Origin of the sequence: Allobosea thiooxidans, assembly GCF_900168195.1 — a bacterium.
Lineage (GTDB): Bacteria > Pseudomonadota > Alphaproteobacteria > Rhizobiales > Beijerinckiaceae > Allobosea > Allobosea thiooxidans.
In genome coordinates this window covers 577,449-593,602 of record NZ_FUYX01000002.1, presented here as the reverse complement: position 1 = coordinate 593,602, position 16,154 = coordinate 577,449, and the positions used below count along the sequence as shown (strand labels likewise).

General features: G+C 69.1%; 17 protein-coding genes. 12 read left to right on the top strand and 5 right to left on the bottom strand.

What is annotated here, in order from left to right; genetic code table 11:
* Positions 1-111: 111 nt before the first annotated feature.
* Both phnE (B5Y19_RS05880) and phnE (B5Y19_RS05875) read left to right on the top strand, forming a co-directional pair.
* The gene (gene phnE / locus B5Y19_RS05880) at positions 112-993 is read left to right on the top strand and encodes a phosphonate ABC transporter, permease protein PhnE (protein WP_055730831.1); all 882 of its coding nucleotides are present in this window, start codon (positions 112-114) and stop codon (positions 991-993) included.
* Positions 990-1,844 (top strand): phosphonate ABC transporter, permease protein PhnE, encoded by an 855-nt coding sequence (gene phnE / locus B5Y19_RS05875; RefSeq protein ID WP_055730832.1) that lies wholly within the window; start codon positions 990-992, stop codon positions 1,842-1,844. The genes phnE (B5Y19_RS05880) and phnE (B5Y19_RS05875) overlap by 4 nt, the downstream gene beginning before the upstream one ends.
* Before the next feature lie 113 nt (positions 1,845-1,957).
* Here the strand turns inward: phnE (B5Y19_RS05875) and phnF are convergent, their stop codons facing one another.
* Positions 1,958-2,701, bottom strand: coding sequence for a phosphonate metabolism transcriptional regulator PhnF (gene phnF, locus B5Y19_RS05870; protein ID WP_055730833.1), 744 nt, complete (start codon positions 2,699-2,701; stop codon positions 1,958-1,960).
* A gap of 88 nt (positions 2,702-2,789) precedes the next feature.
* Between phnF and phnG the strand changes: the two genes are divergently transcribed.
* The 8 genes from phnG to B5Y19_RS05830 all read left to right on the top strand — a co-directional run bounded on the left by phnG (position 2,790) and on the right by B5Y19_RS05830 (position 9,603).
* Positions 2,790-3,221 (top strand): phosphonate C-P lyase system protein PhnG, encoded by a 432-nt coding sequence (gene phnG / locus B5Y19_RS05865; RefSeq protein WP_055730834.1) that lies wholly within the window; start codon positions 2,790-2,792, stop codon positions 3,219-3,221.
* Positions 3,221-3,823, top strand: a complete 603-nt coding sequence (phnH, locus tag B5Y19_RS05860) for a phosphonate C-P lyase system protein PhnH (protein ID WP_176168572.1) — start codon at positions 3,221-3,223, stop codon at positions 3,821-3,823. The genes phnG and phnH overlap by 1 nt, the downstream gene beginning before the upstream one ends.
* Complete coding sequence (locus tag B5Y19_RS05855) at positions 3,823-5,037, top strand: carbon-phosphorus lyase complex subunit (protein ID WP_055730836.1); 1,215 nt, start codon at positions 3,823-3,825, stop codon at positions 5,035-5,037. The genes phnH and B5Y19_RS05855 overlap by 1 nt, the downstream gene beginning before the upstream one ends.
* Positions 5,034-5,957 (top strand): alpha-D-ribose 1-methylphosphonate 5-phosphate C-P-lyase PhnJ, encoded by a 924-nt coding sequence (locus B5Y19_RS05850; RefSeq protein WP_055730837.1) that lies wholly within the window; start codon positions 5,034-5,036, stop codon positions 5,955-5,957. Before B5Y19_RS05855 ends, B5Y19_RS05850 begins: the two co-directional genes overlap by 4 nt.
* Positions 5,958-6,105: 148 nt before the next feature.
* Positions 6,106-6,912: a phosphonate C-P lyase system protein PhnK gene (gene phnK / locus B5Y19_RS05845; protein WP_055730838.1), complete on the top strand. Its 807-nt coding sequence runs from the start codon at positions 6,106-6,108 to the stop codon at positions 6,910-6,912.
* A gap of 161 nt (positions 6,913-7,073) precedes the next feature.
* Positions 7,074-7,769 carry a phosphonate C-P lyase system protein PhnL gene (gene phnL / locus B5Y19_RS05840; protein WP_055730839.1) on the top strand — a complete coding sequence of 232 codons (696 nt, stop codon included), beginning with the start codon at positions 7,074-7,076 and terminating at the stop codon, positions 7,767-7,769.
* Between the two features lie 2 nt (positions 7,770-7,771).
* The gene (locus B5Y19_RS05835; protein ID WP_055730840.1) at positions 7,772-8,911 is read left to right on the top strand and encodes an alpha-D-ribose 1-methylphosphonate 5-triphosphate diphosphatase; all 1,140 of its coding nucleotides are present in this window, start codon (positions 7,772-7,774) and stop codon (positions 8,909-8,911) included.
* Positions 8,908-9,603: a DUF1045 domain-containing protein gene (locus tag B5Y19_RS05830; RefSeq protein ID WP_055730841.1), complete on the top strand. Its 696-nt coding sequence runs from the start codon at positions 8,908-8,910 to the stop codon at positions 9,601-9,603. The genes B5Y19_RS05835 and B5Y19_RS05830 overlap by 4 nt, the downstream gene beginning before the upstream one ends.
* 189 nt (positions 9,604-9,792) lie before the next feature.
* Here B5Y19_RS05830 and phnN read toward each other — a convergent pair whose 3' ends face one another.
* Positions 9,793-10,392 carry a phosphonate metabolism protein/1,5-bisphosphokinase (PRPP-forming) PhnN gene (phnN, locus tag B5Y19_RS05825; protein WP_079591212.1) on the bottom strand — a complete coding sequence of 200 codons (600 nt, stop codon included), beginning with the start codon at positions 10,390-10,392 and terminating at the stop codon, positions 9,793-9,795.
* On the opposite strand from phnN, the gene B5Y19_RS05820 reads away from it, so the two are divergent.
* Complete coding sequence (locus B5Y19_RS05820; RefSeq protein WP_079591211.1) at positions 10,391-11,020, top strand: LbetaH domain-containing protein; 630 nt, start codon at positions 10,391-10,393, stop codon at positions 11,018-11,020. The two genes, phnN and B5Y19_RS05820, sit on opposite strands and share 2 nt — an antisense overlap.
* 122 nt (positions 11,021-11,142) lie before the next feature.
* Positions 11,143-12,660: a globin-coupled sensor protein gene (locus B5Y19_RS05815; protein WP_055730844.1), complete on the top strand. Its 1,518-nt coding sequence runs from the start codon at positions 11,143-11,145 to the stop codon at positions 12,658-12,660.
* 165 nt (positions 12,661-12,825) lie between these two features.
* Here B5Y19_RS05815 and B5Y19_RS05810 read toward each other — a convergent pair whose 3' ends face one another.
* Genes B5Y19_RS05810 through B5Y19_RS05800 form a run of 3 tightly spaced genes read right to left on the bottom strand, consistent with a single transcriptional unit; the run spans position 12,826 to position 16,150 of the window.
* A complete protein-coding gene (locus B5Y19_RS05810; protein WP_055730845.1) occupies positions 12,826-13,488 on the bottom strand; it encodes a class I SAM-dependent methyltransferase in 663 nt (220 codons plus the stop codon).
* Entirely contained in the window at positions 13,485-14,639 is a 1,155-nt protein-coding gene (locus tag B5Y19_RS05805) for a glycosyltransferase family 4 protein (RefSeq protein ID WP_055730846.1), read from the bottom strand. Before B5Y19_RS05805 ends, B5Y19_RS05810 begins: the two co-directional genes overlap by 4 nt.
* Positions 14,640-14,686: 47 nt before the next feature.
* Positions 14,687-16,150, bottom strand: coding sequence for a S8 family serine peptidase (locus tag B5Y19_RS05800; protein ID WP_055730847.1), 1,464 nt, complete (start codon positions 16,148-16,150; stop codon positions 14,687-14,689).
* Positions 16,151-16,154 lie beyond the last annotated feature (4 nt).

Below are 16,154 nucleotides of genomic sequence, written 5' to 3'. Positions count from 1 at the left end.
CTTCGCTTCGCTGATCGAATGCGGGGCTCAAGACGTGGATGCTCGCCACAAGGGCGAGGATGACGGCTGCGGCGCTGCCAGGCGCCCTCTCCGGCAACGGACGCAAGATCCATGACCCTCGCGATCGACCGCAACGACCCGGCCATCCGGGCCCATGCCGAGACCTACCGGCAGGCCGCAGCGGCCAAGCGCCGGCAGGCCCTGATCGGCATCCTCGTCTTCATCGCCTGCGTTCTGCTGTCGGCACGCGGCGCCGAGGTCGATCTCGCCAAGTTCTTCGAGAACATCCACCGCTTCCCGAAATACATCTACGAGACGCTGCCGACGCTCAGGCTCGCCAGCCTCGGCGCCGATCTCGGCGAATGGTACTGGGGCCTGAAGGGCTGGCTCAAGCTGCTCTGGCAGACGGTCCTGATCGCCTATGTCGGCACCATCCTCGGCGCTGCCGGCGCCTTCCTGTTCTGCTTCGCCGCCGCCGCCAATCTCGGCCGCGCGCCCTGGCTGCGCTTCGCGGTCCGCCGCTTCCTCGAATTCTGCCGCACCGTCCCCGAGATCGTCTTCGCGCTGATCTTCGTCATCGCCTTCGGCCTCGGCCCGCTGCCCGGCGTGCTCGCCATCGCGATCCACACCATGGGCGCGCTCGGCAAGCTCTTCTCCGAGGTGGTCGAGAATATCGACCTGAAACCGGTCGACGGCGTCACCGCATCCGGCGGCAGCTGGTGGCAGATCGTGCGCTTCGCGGTGGTGCCGCAGGTGCTCTCCAACTTTGCCAGCTACGCGCTGCTGCGCTTCGAGATCAATGTCCGCGGCGCCTCGATCATGGGCTTCGTCGGCGCCGGCGGCATCGGCCAGGACCTGATCGAGGCGATCCGCAAATTCTACTTCACCGATGTCAGCGCCATCCTGCTGCTCATCATCGTCGCGGTGATGCTGATCGACTACGGCACCGAGCGGCTGCGCCACGCCCTCCTCAGCCTGGAGCACGGCCGATGAGCCTCGCCCTCACCGCAACCGAGCGCGCCGACATTCTGCGCCGCCACGAGGCGGCGATCCGCGGCTCGCTCCGGACGAAGCTCGTCACCATCGGCACAATCGCGGCGCTCGCCGGTCTCTTCCTCTACGGGCTGACGACGCTCGAGACCTCGATCTGGAAGATCATCGCCGGCCTCGGCAATCTCGGTTCCTTCGTGGTGCTGATGCTGCCGCCCGACCCGGGCTCCTGGACGCGCGCCCTGATCTTCCTACAGGCCCTGTTCGAGACCATCGCGATCGCCTTCCTCGGCACCGTGCTTGCCGCCATTCTCGCACTGCCGCTCGGCTTCATCGCGGCGCGCAACGTCGTCGCCAACCGCGTCGTGCATTTCCTCGCCCGCCGCTCGCTCGACACCGTGCGCGGCGTCGATGCCCTGATCTGGGCGCTGATCTGGGTCAACGTCGTGGGTCTCGGCCCCTTCGCCGGCATGCTCGCGATCATGACCAGCGATCTCGGCGCCTTCGGCAAGCTCTATTCCGAGGCGATCGAGGCGACCGACCGCAAGGCGGTCGACGGCGTGGCTTCGGTCGGCGGCGGCAAGGCCCATGAGATCCGCTTCGGCCTGCTGCCGCAGGTGCTGCCGGTGATCGCGAGCCAGGTGCTCTACTTCATCGAGTCGAACACCCGCTCCTCGACCATCATCGGCATCGTCGGCGCCGGCGGCATCGGCCTCTATCTCGCCGAGACGATCCGCACGCTGGAATGGCAGCAGGTCTCCTTCCTGATCCTGCTGATCCTCGCCGCCGTCTCGGCCATCGACTTCCTCTCGGGGAAGCTGCGCTTCGCGATCATCGGCAAGCGGGCGAGTTGAGGCCCTCGCCGTCATTCTCGGGCGCAGCGATGCGAAGCCCGAGAATCTCCCGCAGGAAGAGACGCCTTTCCGTCCAGAGATGCTCGGGTCAGGCCCGAGCATGAGGGCGGTTCTCAATCCCTGAACGGCTCGATCACCATCTCCATGCGCTCGCCGGCGAAGACGCTCGAGACGAGGTGGATCGGCGTCAGATCCGGCAGGGCGTCGACCGCCGTCGAGACCATCACCGCCGCCTCGGGCGCGATCTGTAGCAATTCGGCCTCGCGCTCGTCGGCGAGCCGCGCCGTCAGCCGCGTCGACAAGCGCACATAATCCTCGATGCCATAGGCCCTGAAGGCGGCGGTCATCGAGGCCCCCGCCTCGCGAAAGGCCCGGTCGAAATCGGGGAAGCGCTCGACCGAGAGCCAGTGGACGCCGGTGCCCATCGGCACGCCGTCGCCGAGGCTCAAGCCTTCGACGCGCCAGAGCGGCGTCCCGGTCTTCAAGCCGAGCGCCACGCAGGCTTCCGCCGCGCCCTCCTCCATGGCGGCGGACAGCACGCGACTCGTCCCGACGATGCCGAGCTTGCCGAAATTGGCGCGCATGCTGACGCGCCGGCCGATCGGATAGGGCACGCGCGGCGCCGTCACCTGCGTGCCGCGTCCACGCGCCACCGTCACCAGCCCCTGATCGGCGAGGTGGCGGAAGGCCTGTCGCACCGTATGGCGATGCACGCCGTAGCGCTCCGCCAGCGCGACCGAGGCCGGCAGCGTGTCACCCGGATGGTACTCGCCCCGGGCGATCGCCTCCGCCAGCTCGTCGGCGATGCGTCGCCAGGCCGTCCCCCCGTCCCGTTCCGCCAATGCCGCATCCGTCATCAAAACGTCTTTCAAAAAGTATAGACCTTTGCCATCGACCGACCTAGCATAGTCTAGACATTCAGACCTGACCAGCGAGCCTGCGCCGATGAGCCAGAAGACCCCGAGACAAAGCTGGATGGCGACGCTGGCGCGCGCCTCCCGCGCCGAGATCGAAAGCCTGCTCGGCGATCCGCCGGAGCATGACCTGCTGAAGGCGCCGGAGACCGGCACCGTCATGGTCGAGGGTCGCGCCGGCGGCGCCGGCCGCCGCTTCAATCTCGGCGAAGCCACGGTGACCCGCTGCGTCGTGCGCCTCTCCAACGGACGCATGGGTTTCTCCTACGCGCTCGGCCGCGACGGCCGGAAGGCGCGGCTCGCCGCCCTGCTCGATGCCCGCCTCCAGGACGAGGCCGAGGGCAGCGGCCTGCATCAGGGCGTCGCGACGCTCGCTGCGCAGCAGGCTTCGGCCCGCGACCTCGCCTCCCGAAAGGCAGCCGCGACCAAGGTCGATTTCTTCACGCTGGTCAGGGGGGCATGATGTCCGCTCAAGCCATGATCGCCCCCGGCTTCTCCGATCCGGTCTTCCAGTCGCAGGCCGCCTTCCGCGCCTTGCTCGCCGCGCTCTCCGAGCCCGGAACCTTGCAGCGGGTCACCGGCGAAATCGCGCCGCCGGAAGGCCTCGCGACCGCGACGGCCATCGCACTGCTGACACTCGCCGATTACGAGACCCCGGTCTGGCTGCCGGAAGCCCTACGTAACGGCCCGGCCGGCGCCTGGCTGCGCTTCCATTGCGCCGCCGCGCTCGTCGACGATCCCACTGAGGCCGCCTTCGCGGTGCTCGACGGTGCGGCCGGCGAGCCGAAGCTTTCCGCCTTCAACCTCGGCACGGACCAGTTTCCGGACCGTTCGACCACCGTGATCGTGCAGATCACGGCGCTGGAAGGCGGCACGGCCCTCACCCTGGCCGGCCCGGGCATTCCCGGAACCCGGGCGATCACACCGCAGGGCCTGCGCTCCGGCTTCGTAGAAGGGCTGCGCGAGAACGGCGCGCTCTATCCGCTCGGCATCGATGTCCTGCTCGCTCAGGGCGACGGTCTGATTGGCCTGCCGCGCTCGACACAGATCGAGGAGGCCCGCTGATGTACGTTGCAGTGAAAGGCGGCGAAGCCGCCATCCTCGCCACGCATGATCTCGTCGCCGAGGCTCGTCGCGGCGACCCAGCCGTGCCGGAGATCAGCGTCGCCCAGATCCGCGAGCAGCAGGCGCTGGCCTGTGCGCGCGTGATGAACGAGGGCTCGCTCTATGATCAGGACCTCGCCGCGCTCGCGCTGAAGCAATCGCAGGGCGACGTGATCGAGGCCGCCTTCCTGATGCGCGCCTATCGCACCACGCTGCCGCGCTTCGGTTCCTCCGAACCGCTCGACACCGCCGCGATGGCGATCCGCCGCCGCGTATCCGCCACCTACAAGGATCTGCCCGGCGGGCAGGTGCTCGGCCCGACCTATGACTACACGCATCGCCTGTTCGATTTCGCGCTGATGGAACCTCAACAGGCCCCCTCTCCCCTCGGGTGGGGTGAGGGCATGCCGCGCGATGCGCAAAATGCCGGATCGCCAAGCGTTCCCTCATCCGACCCGGCTTCGCCGGGCCACCTTCTCCCCCAAGGGGAGAAGGAAAGGGCTCCCCTCGACGCCACCATGCCGCGCGTGCCCGACATCCTCGGCGCCGAAGGGCTGATGGAAGCGGAAGAGCCGCCGGAGGGCGATCCGCGTCCCTTCGACCTGACGCGCGATCCCGTCTCCTTCCCGGCCGATCGCGACGTGCGCCTGCAATCGATGGCGCGTGGCGACGAGGGCTTCCTGCTCGGCCTCGGCTATTCCGTGCAGCGCGGTTTTGGCGGCACCCACCCCTTTGTCGGCGAAGTCCGCGTCGGCGAGGTTGCGGTCGAGTTCGTGCCGGAAGAGCTCGGCTTTGCCGTCGATCTCGGCGACGTCACCCTGACCGAGTGCCAGATGGTCAACCAGTTCCAGGGCTCGAAGGACGTCCCGCCGCAATTCACCCGCGGCTATGGCCTCGTCTTCGGCCATAGCGAGCGCAAGGCGATGTCGATGTCGCTGGTCGACCGCGCCCTCAAGGCGCGCGATTTCGGCGAGGCGACCAACTACCCGGCGCAACAGGACGAATTCGTCCTCTACCACGCCGACAATGTCGAGGCGGCCGGCTTCGTCGAGCATCTGAAGCTGCCGCATTATGTCGATTTCCAGGGCGAGCTCGAACTGATCCGCCGCATCCGCAGGGAGCGCGAGGAGCGGCTGGCTCAAGAGCAGAACGCCATGCCGGAGGCTGCGGAATGACCATCCATCAGATGCCGGCGGACGATACGAAGCCGGCTTACAACTACGCCTATCTCGACGAGCAGACCAAGCGGATGATCCGCCGCGCTTTGCTCAAGGCGGTCGCGGTGCCCGGCTATCAGGTGCCCTTCGGCTCCCGCGAGATGCCGCTGGCCCGCGGCTGGGGCACCGGCGGCATCCAGATCACCGCCGCGATCATCGGCCCAGCCGATACGCTCAAGGTGATCGATCAGGGCGCCGACGACACCACCAATGCCGTCTCGATCCGGAAATTCTTCGAGCGCACCGCCGATGCCCGCACCTGCGAGGCGACCGACGAGGCGACGATCATCCAGACCCGCCACCGCATCCCGGAGGCGCCGCTGAAGAGCGGGCAGGTCATGGTCTATCAGGTGCCGATGCCCGAACCCTTACGCCGTCTCGAGCCGCGCGAGGCCGAGACCCGCAAGATGCATGCCTGGGCCGAATACGGGCTGATGCAGGTCAAGCTCTATGAGGACATCGCCCGCTATGGCGAGATCACCAAGACCTATGACTATCCGGTCATGGTCAATGGCCGCTACGTGATGGCGCCCTCGCCGATCCCGAAATTCGACAATCCGAAGATGCACATGTCGCCGGCGCTCCAGCTCTTCGGCGCCGGCCGTGAGAAGCGCATCTACGCGCTGCCACCTCATACCAGCGTGCGCAGCCTCGATTTCGAGGATCACCCCTTCCGCATCCAGAGCTGGACGCAGCCCTGCGGGCTCTGCGGCGCGGGCGACAGCTATCTCGACGAGGTCGTGATCGACGACCAGGGCGGGCGCATGTTCGTCTGTTCCGACAGCCATTATTGCGAGACCCGCCGGGCTGAAGGCCATCGCGGCACGATGCTGGGCGACGCGGCCGCGAGCGGCCTGGTCGAGGAGGCGGCGCAATGACGCGTCACCTCGCCACCGCCGCCGCCCGTCATGGTCGGGCTTGTCCCGACCATCCACGTCTTCGCCGGCCGAGCGCCGTGTTCAAGACGTGGATGCTCGCCACAAGGGCGAGCATGACGACAGAGCCCTCCACCCCGGAGATGCGCCCATGACCGCCCACCCCACCTTCCCAGACGCCAACCTCGAACCCGCCCCCTTGCTTTCCGTCGCCGGCGTCAGCCGCTTCTATGGCGAGCGCATCGGCTGCGCCGATGTCTCCTTCGATCTCTGGCCGGGCGAGGTGCTTGGCATCGTCGGCGAATCCGGCTCGGGTAAGTCGACCCTGCTGCGCTGCCTCGCCGGCATCGACAAGCCCGACGAGGGCGAGGTGCTGTTCAGGGGCGGCACCGAGCCGCTTAACATCTATTCGGTCTCCGAGCAGGAGCGCCGCCGCCTGATGCGCACCGCCTGGGGGATCGTCCACCAGAACCCGCGCGACGGCCTGCGCATGGATGTCACCGCCGGCGGCAATGTCGGCGAGCGGCTGATGGATCGCGGCGACCGGCACTACGGCCAGATCCGCGAGCGGGCTCTCGACTGGCTCCAGCGCGTCGAGATCGCCGGCACGCGCATCGACGATCGGCCGCGCCAGTTCTCCGGCGGCATGCAGCAGCGTCTGCAGATCGCCCGCGTGCTGGTCTCGGAACCCCGCCTCGTCTTCATGGACGAGCCGACCGGCGGCCTCGACGTCTCCGTGCAGGCCCGCCTGCTCGACCTGCTGCGCGTGCTGGTCCGCGATCTCGGCCTCGCCGCGATCATCGTCACCCACGACCTCGCCGTCGCGCGTCTCCTGACCGACCGGTTGATGGTGATGAAGGATGGCCGCGTCGTCGAGCAGGGCCTGACCGACCAGGTGCTGGACGACCCGCACCACGCCTATACGCAGCTTCTCACCTCGGCGGTGCTGAGTGTGTGAGGTGATCCGCAATTCGTCATGGTCGGGCTTGTCCCGACCATCCACGTCTTCCTCGCCGCCTGCGGTGTTCAAGACGTGGATGCTCGCCACAGGGGCGAGCATGACGGCAGCAATTACCCTGTCACACCCTCGTCACCTCGCCGGCACAAGGCACTGACCCCATGACCACGATGATTCAGGTCGAGAACGTCGCCAAGACCTTCACCCTGCACAACCAGGGCGGAGCGCGTCTGCCCGTCTTCGACAACGTCAATTTCAGCGTCGAGGCCGGCGAGGCGCTGGTGCTCGCCGGCGCGTCCGGCGCCGGCAAGTCGAGCCTGCTGCGCATCCTCTACGGCAACTACAGGCCGACCGCCGGCGCGATCCGCATCACCCATGCCGGCCGCCCCGTCGACATCGTCGCCGCCGTGCCGCGCACCGTGCTCGACATCCGCCGCCGCACGCTCGGCTTCGTCTCTCAGTTCTTGCGCGTGATCCCGCGCGTCTCGACGCTCGACATCGTGCGCGACCCGCTGCTGGCCCGCGGCGCTATGCCCGAAACAGCGACCGAGCGCGCCAAGGCCATGCTCGCTCGCCTCAACCTGCCGGAACGGCTCTGGAACCTCGCGCCCGCCACCTTCTCCGGCGGCGAGCAGCAGCGCGTCAACATCGCGCGCTCCTTCGTCGATCCCTCCGCGATCATGCTCATCGACGAACCGACCGCCTCGCTCGACGCCGCCAATCGCGACGTCGTCGTCGACCTCATCGCGGAAGCGCGCGCCGCCGGCTCCGCCATCGTCGGCATTTTCCATGACGAGGCGGTTCGCGAAAGGGTCGCGACACGCTATCTCGATATCACCGCTTTCCGGAAAGCCTGACGATGCAGACCGTCCTCACCAACGCCAGACTGATCCTCGAAGACGAGGTCGTCACCGGCACCATCGCCTTCGACGAAGGCGGCATCGCATCGGTCGACCAGGGCAGGTCCTCCCTGCCCGGCGCCATCGACGTGGGCGGCGACTATGTCGCTCCCGGCCTCGTCGAGATGCACACCGACAACATGGAAAAGCATTTCATGCCCCGCCCGAAGGTCTTCTGGCCGAACGGGCTCGCGGCTGCGCTGGTCCATGACGCCCAGATGGCCGCCGCCGGCGTGACCACCGTCTACGACGCGGTCTGCGCCGGCACGCCCTTCTCGGCCAAGGACTACCGCAAGGACATCTTCGCCGACGTGATGAAGTCGCTGGCCTACGGCAAGAGCGAGAACGTCTTCCGCATCGACCACCGCATCCATATGCGCTGCGAGCTGACGAGCCCGCAGCTGCTGGAGGACATCGCGCCCTATCAGGACGACGCGCTCGTCCAGCTCGTCTCGCTGATGGACCACACCCCCGGCCAGCGGCAATGGCGCGACCTCCAGCACCTCAAGACCTATGCCGTGGGCAACGGCAAGACGGTCCAGGAATTCGAGGAGGATGTCGCGGTGCGCCAGCGCGAAGGCGCCGCCAATGTCGCGAAGAACTGGCAGGCCGTGGTCGACATCTTCCGCGCGCGCGGCATCCCGCTCGCGACCCATGACGACACGATTCCCGAGCATGTCGAGGAAGGTGTCGCCTCGGGCGCGGTGATCTCGGAATTCCCGACCACGGTCGAGGCGGCGGCGGCGGCCAAGCAGCATGGGCTCGCCACCGTCGCCGGTGCGCCGAACGTCGTACGGGGCGGCTCGCATTCCGGCGGCGTCTCGGTTTCGGAGCTGGCGGAGAAGGGGCTGCTCGACGGGCTCTCTTCGGATTACGTGCCGGCGAGCCTGCTGCAGGCCGTCGTCAAGCTCAATGCCGGCCACGGCATCGCGTTGCCCCAGGCCATGGGCATGGTGACCTGGAAGGTCGCCGACATCCTCGGCCTGACGGATCGCGGCCATCTCAGGACCGGGCTGCGCGCCGACCTGGTACGCTTCAAGGTGCTGGGCAGCACGCCGGTCATCGGAGCAGTCTGGTCGAAGGGCGAGCGCGCATTTTGAGCAGGCCACGCTACGCTCTCTATTACGCTCCGGCGGCCGACAGCGCCCTCTGGCGCTTCGGCAGCGCGACGCTCGGCTATGACGCCCTGACCGGCGAGGACACCTCCTTCGCAGTTCCGCCCGGCTGCGAACCGGCCGGATGGCCCGCCCTCACCGAGGAGCCACGCCGCTACGGCTTCCATGCCACGCTCAAGGCGCCCTTCGAGCTGGCCGATGGCCGCAGCGAGGAACAGCTGCGCGCCTTCGCCCGCAACTACGCCGCCGGGCTGGAGAGCGTGCCGCTGGCGGGTTTGAGCGTGACCGCACTCGGCTCCTTCGTCGCGCTGACCCCGTCGCAGCCGAGCGAGGAGCTGCAGCGCTTCGCCTTCGCCCTGGTGCAGGCCTTCGAGCCCTTCCGCGCGCCGCTGGCCGAGACGGACAAGGCGCGGCGGCTGAAGAGCCCCCTCACCCCGGCCCAGCACGCCTATCTCGAAGCCTATGGCTATCCTTATGTCGGCGACGCCTTCCGCTTCCACATGACGCTGACGGGTTCGCTGCCCGGCGAGCACGCGACGCCGGTGAAGCAGGCACTCGAGACCGCCTATGCGGCGGCGCTCCCGGCAGGTCCGGTCCGGCTCGACCGCTTCGCCCTGTTCAAGCAGGACGGCCGCGCCGCCCGCTTCCGCCTGATCGATTACTACCTGTTCGGCTGAGGCGTGCGGCTTTCCGGCGGAAACTCGCCGTCATTCCGGGGCGATCCGCAGGATCGAGCCCGGAACCCAGAGCCGATGCCTTGTGCAAGACGAGCTCCGAACCACCCGTACCTTGTCGAGCAGCCAACTCGGTTCTGGGTTCCGGGCTCAAGCGCTTCGCGCTTGCACCGGAATGACCAGGATCGCCCGTTAAACTGGCGACCGCCCGAGCCCGCGCAAAACGGTAACCAGCTCCTCGGCAGCCTCGGCGACGCTGCGGTCGTTCATGATCGTGACGACCTCGGCGCGCTCGGCCGTCAGCGGAGCCTCGCGCGCCAGGCGTGCCGCGATTTCGGCCTCGCTCTCGCGCCCGCGCGCCGCGAGCCGCTGGGCCAGCACCGGCACCGGGGCGGTGATGTTGAGCACGACCACGCGCTCCGCCAGCTCCTCGGCCGCCGCGATGGCGCGCCGCGAGATATTCACGATCACCACCGCGCCCATGGCGATGCCGGAAAGCTCCGTTGCCGGAATGCCGTAGCTCAGCCCGTGCGCCCGCCAGCTCAGCGCCAGCTCGCCCTGCGCCTCTGCCGTCCGGAAGGCCGCCTCGTCGCAGGAATCGTGATCCTCGGCGCCGGCCATGGCCGGGCGGGTGATCAGCCGGCGGGCGAAGCGGAAGCGCGCATCGCCGGCGAGCCCGGCCCGGCCGGCTTCCATCAGCGTATCCTTCCCCGCCCCCGAAGGCCCGACCACGAGCACGAGCGCGCCCGCTGCTGAAACGGATGCGACGAGATCAGGAGACTGCAAGGACATGGCACCGAAGAAGCTTGGACTCGAACCGGTGATCGACCCGACTGCCCAGGTGAGGCAGGCGACGCTCGGCCGCTACACCGCGATCGGCGCGCGCACCGTCTTCGCCGAGTCGACGATGGGTGACTACTCCTATGTCGTGAACGACGCGAATGTCATTTACACGACGATCGGCAAGTTCTGTTCCATCGCCGCGATGACCCGGATCAACCCCGGCAACCATCCGATGCACCGGGCGAGCCAGTCGCATTTCACCAATCGCGCCGCCGCCTATTTCGATGATGCCGAGGATGACGAGGCCTTCTTCGACTGGCGCCGGGCGCATGCGGTGACGATCGGCCACGATGTCTGGATCGGCCATGGCGCGATCGTGCTGGCCGGCCGCAGCATCGGCACCGGAGCCGTGGTCGCCGGCGGCGCCGTCGTCACCAGGGACGTCGCGCCCTATACCGTCGTCGCCGGCAACCCGGCCCGGCCGATCAGGCGGCGTTTTCCCGAAGTGGCCGCCGAGCGGCTGCAGGCCCTGGCCTGGTGGGACTGGGACCACGCCCGGCTGCGCGCCGCGCTGGAGGACTTCCGCCATCTGCCGGTCGAGGCCTTCCTCGACAGATACGAAGCGGCCGAAGCCTGAGGCACTCGGCCGCAGCGGGCCGAGCGGGATCGCTCCGCCTCCTCATCAGCCGTTAACCCGTGATCGGCGAGACAGGCTGCGGGGGCCGGAGCAGTCATGGCCTTGATTGGGAATTCGGGTTCATGTCCGCACAGGAACATCTCGCCAGGCGCCTGGCGTTCATCGGCCTCGACGAAGCAGCGCATGGTCGCATCGGCAATGTCCGCGAAGCCCTGGAGGCGGCGATTCCGGGCGCGCTCGATACCTTCTACGACCAGCTGCGCGCCTTCCCCGAGACGCGGCGATTCTTCGACAGCGAGCAGCACATCGACAAGGCCAAGCAGCGCCAGCAGCAGCATTGGGGCGCGATCGCAGCGGGCCGGTTCGACACGGATTACGTCGATGCCGTCTCCCGGATCGGCAAGGTCCATGCCCGGATCGGGCTCGAGCCGCGCTGGTATATCGGCGGCTATGCACTGCTCATCGAGAAGATGCTGGCGGGCGTGCTGGAAGCGCGCTGGCCGCGGAACGCGCTGGGCAAGCGCATGGCCGGAGCGAGCGAGCGCGCCGCCGAGATCGGGGCGGTCGTCAAGGCGGCCCTGCTCGACATGGACTATGCGATCGCCGTCTATATCGAGGCGTCGGAGGAGGCCCGGCTGAAGGCCGAAGCCGAAGCACAGGCCCGCGATCTGGCCAAGGCGGCCGAGCGCGACAAGGCCATCGCCTGCGTTGCCGCGAGCATGGCGGCCCTGGCCGAGGGCGATCTCACCCATCGCATGAGCGCCGATATCCCGGACGCCTACGCCCAGATCCGCGAGCATTTCAATGCGGCGATGGGGCGCCTGCAGGAGATGGCGGCGACGATCAAGGCGACCTCCGCTGCGATCACCGCCTCCTCGCAGGAGATCAACAGCGGCGCCCAGGACCTCTCCATGCGCACCGAGCAGCAGGCTTCGGCGCTGGAGCAGAGCGCCGCGACCACCGAGCAGCTCGCGGCTTCCGTCAAGACCGCCTCGCAGGCCTCGCGCGAATCCGTCGCGCTGGCCGACGAGGCCGCCGATGTCGCGCGCACCGGCGGCAACATCGTCAAGGAAGCGGTCGAGGCGATGGCCCGGATCGAGGGCGCGTCGAAGCGGATCTCCGAAATCACCGACGTGATCGACGGCATCGCCTTCCAGACCAACCTTCTCGCGCTCAATGCAGCGGTCGAGGCCGCGCGCGCCGGTGATGCCGGCCGCGGCTTCGCCGTGGTCGCCGCCGAGGTGCGGACACTGGCCCAGCGCTCGGCCGAGGCCGCCAAGGACATCACCGGACTGATCGCCTCCTCGGACGCCGAGGTTGCCGAGGGCGTCAAGCTGGTGCAACAGGCCGGCCAGACGCTGGACCGCATCGTCGCCGCCTCGGCCAGGGTGTCGAGCACGGTCGACGAGATCGCCTCGGCCTCCGGCGAGCAGGCCAACGGCATCGACGAGATGAGCCAGACCGTCAGCCACATGGACGAGATCACGCAGCAGAACGCAGCGCTGGCCGAGCAGAGCGCCGCCTCGGCGCGCACGCTGCTCGACCAGATCGAGCAGCTGAATCGCCTCGTCGCCGCCTTCCGGACGGAACAGCCGGCCGCGGCTGGCGGTACTGGCGCGGTCCGGCGGCGCGCGTCGTGAGTATCCAATCTTGAGCAAGCCCTCGTCCTGAGGAGCCATTCCGAAAGGAATGGCGTCTCGAAGGGCGCTTCGGAAGGCTCCCGAACCTCCTGGAGCATCCTTCGAGACGCGCCTGCGGCGCTCCTCGGCATGAGGGCTCGAAATGTCGAGCGGCGCTATGCTCGGTTATCGCGCGAGACGCCAGACCGAGCTGCGCTTGATTTCGGCATCTTCGAGGGCGCGCGTCACCGGCACCTCGTAGGTCACCAGTGCTTCCAGCCGCTCTTTCGGCAGATAGCTGCGGCCGGGATCGCCGATCAGCACGATCGCACCGCGCGCCGACAGGGCCGAGAGCCAGGCGATCGCGCGCTCGGCCATGCCGCGTTCGTAGCAGACGTCGCCGGCGCAGACGACCTCCCAGCCCTCGTCGCGACCGATGAGGTCCTCCGCCGTGGCCGCCACCGCGACGCCATTGGCCTCGGCATTGATCCCGATCGCGGCGACGGCGAAGGCATCGATGTCGCAGGCCTCGACCCGCGCCGCGCCCGCCTTGGCGGCGGCGATCGCCACCAGCCCGGAGCCGGAAGCGAAGTCGAGGACATGCCGGCTCGCGGCGATCTGCGGATGGTCGAGCAGATAGCGCGCCAGCGCCTGCCCGCCGGCCCAGGCGAAGGCCCAGAACGGCGGCGGCAGACCGATCACCGCCAGCTCCTCCTCGGTCTTCTGCCAGAGTTCGGTCGCCTCCTCGGCGACATGCAATGCGATCTCCGGCGCATGCGGCACCGGCAGCAGCCGCGTATGCGTGCGGATGAAGCCCTCGCGATCGAGCGGCGAGCTCGTCTCGCTCATGCGACCTTCTCCGTCGCGGGTGCGGCGAGCAGCCCCTGATAGAGCGCCTTCACCGCGTTCATCACGTCGCGCTCGGTATGGCCGTCGAGCAGGCGCGCGCGGGCATTCGCGCCCATCCGCTCCGCCAGCCCCGGCGCGCGCGCGAAGACGACGAGTGCCTTGGCCAGCGCGGCGGGATCGTCGACCGGCACGACCATCCCGTCCTGCCCCTCGCGGACGAAACTCCGGCAGCCGGGAACGTCCGTCGTCAGGATCGGCCGGCCGCAGGAGGCGGCTTCCAGGATCGTGCGCGGCAGGCCCTCGCCGCCGCGCGAGGGCAGGATGCAGAGATGATGCGCCTTCCAGACCGCTTCGATGTCCCGCGTCGGGCCGGCCCAGGTGATGCCCGGCCGCGCCGTCCACTCCTTCAGCGTCGCCTCGGGGATAGCCTTCGGATTGGACGGATCGGGCGCGCCATGGATGGTGAGCGCGACCTGCGCTCCGTTGGCGCGGGCGAGCCTGACCGCCTCGACGGCGAGATCGACACCCTTCGACCAGAGCAAGCGCGCCACCAGAGCGACCTTGAGCGGCGGGGCGGGCGGCATCGGCGCGGGCATCAGGATCAACGGATCGACGCCTGCCCCGCCGACGATCGCGACCTTGCCGGCGTCCTGCGGATCGAAGCCCAGCGTCACCGGATCGTCCGGATTCTCGAAGAGGAAGCGCACGTGCCGGCCGTCGATCGCGCCGCGCAGCCAGCTGATCGCGGCGAAGCGGGCGGCGGCGGCCAGCATGCCCTGCCGGGCGCCGAGGAAACCGAGCCCGGTCAGCGCATAGACCCGCCGGTCGACGCCGGCGAGCTTGCCGGCCAAACCGGCGAGCGCGATCGGCTTCAGCGCGATGCAGTGCAGGATGTCGGGCTGCTCGGCCGCGATCAGGCGCCGGAGCGTCGCGACCTGCCTGAACAGCGCGCGCGGATCGAGGCTGCGCCGCTCGGCCTCGAGCGCGATCAGGCGCGCGCCCGTCGCCTCGATCACGCGCCGGTGGCTGCGCTCCCGCGCGATCACCGCGACGTCGAGGCCGAGCTCCCGCGCCGCCCGCGCCATCGGCAGGAAATGCGAGGCGAAGAACCAGTCCTCGGTGGCGACGAAAAGGAGTTTCGGGCGCGGCATGGCGCCATCAGGCCGATGCTGGGCCGCAGGTCAAGCCCGTCGCTTGCTCAGGGGCGCGCGGTCGCGACCGGCAAGACCCGCGCCAGGGCCGCTGCGGGGTCGACCCGCCCGGCACCATAGGTCGGGTCGCGCCCCTTCGAGCCGAGATCGACCGCGCTTTCGCTGAGGACCCGGCGGGCGCCGTTCGCATCGAGTTCGGGCTGCTTCTCGACCAGCAAGGCGACCAGCCCGGAGACATGTGCGGCTGCGATCGATGTGCCCGAGGTGAAGGCATAGCGGCCGGCCGGCTCCGCCGTCAGCACGTCGACGCCCGGCGCCGCGACGGCGATGTAGCTGCCGCGATTGGCGTCGGCGAAGACGCGGTCATCGGCATCGGTCGCCGTCACCGCGATGACGCTGGGATCGGCCCCCGGATAGAGCGGCGCGGCGCGGCTGCCGCCATTGCCGGCCGCGGCGACTGCGATCACCCCGCGCTCCTTCGCCCCGGAGAGTGCCTTGGACAGCAGGCGGTCCTGCGGACCGGCGAAGCTGAGATTGACCACCTTGGCGCGCTGCTGGACGACCCATTCCAGCGCCGTCAGGATCTGGAAGGACTTGCCGTTGGCGGTGGTCGCCTGCGTGCCGCCGAAGGCGCGGGCGACGATCAGCCGGGCGGCCGGGGCGACGCCCTGCAACTCGCCATGCGCGACGATGGCGGTCGCCATCGCGGTACCATGCGCATGCGGGGTCGCCTGACCGTCCACGGCGTCGAGATAGGCGAGGACCGAGCCGCTGATCTCCGGATGCTCCATGTCCACGCCGGAATCGATCATCCCGACCCGGATGCCACGCCCCAGCGCGAATTTGCGCGCCTCGCCAAGGCGCAGCTTGTCGACGACATATTGCGGCGGCAGCACCCGGCGCACCACGGTGCCGCTGCGCGCGGCCGTGGTCGGCTCGCCCAGCCGCAGGCCGGGCACCTGGCGGTCGCCGGCATCCGAGGAGGCGGTCGCCGGATCGGTAGCGCCGCTCGCCCCGCCGGGCTTGAGCGCCGAGCCCTGCTGAAGCTCGAACAGGAAGTTCGGCTGCGCACCGGCGATGCTGCTGTCGTCGCCCATCTGGGTCAGCACGGCACGCAGGTCCCGTCCGGCTTCGAGCTTGGCGCGGATGATCGTGACCCCGGCGAGCTCGAAGCGCTGGCGGGCAATCAGCGTCGCGCCATAGCGGCGCAGCACGACATCGGCCTCCGCGTCCGGCGCCAGCTCGAACAGCACCTCGTCGGGCACGAACCGGGTCTCGTCGAGCGCCGGCACGATGCTGCGCTGCTGGCGCGGCTGCATCCACAGGCCCGGCGGCACGTTTATCGAGCGGTTGGTCGAGCCGCCGGTCGAGGGCTGCTGCGGGGTCGTCGCAGGGACGGAGCGCCGGTCATGGCCGGCGGCGCCGGTCGCCGCGGGCGTCTGCGCCACGACGAAACCCGGCATCAGCACGAGGCCGCAGGCCAGGAGCCCGGCACCGACGAGGCGGCGCATCGCT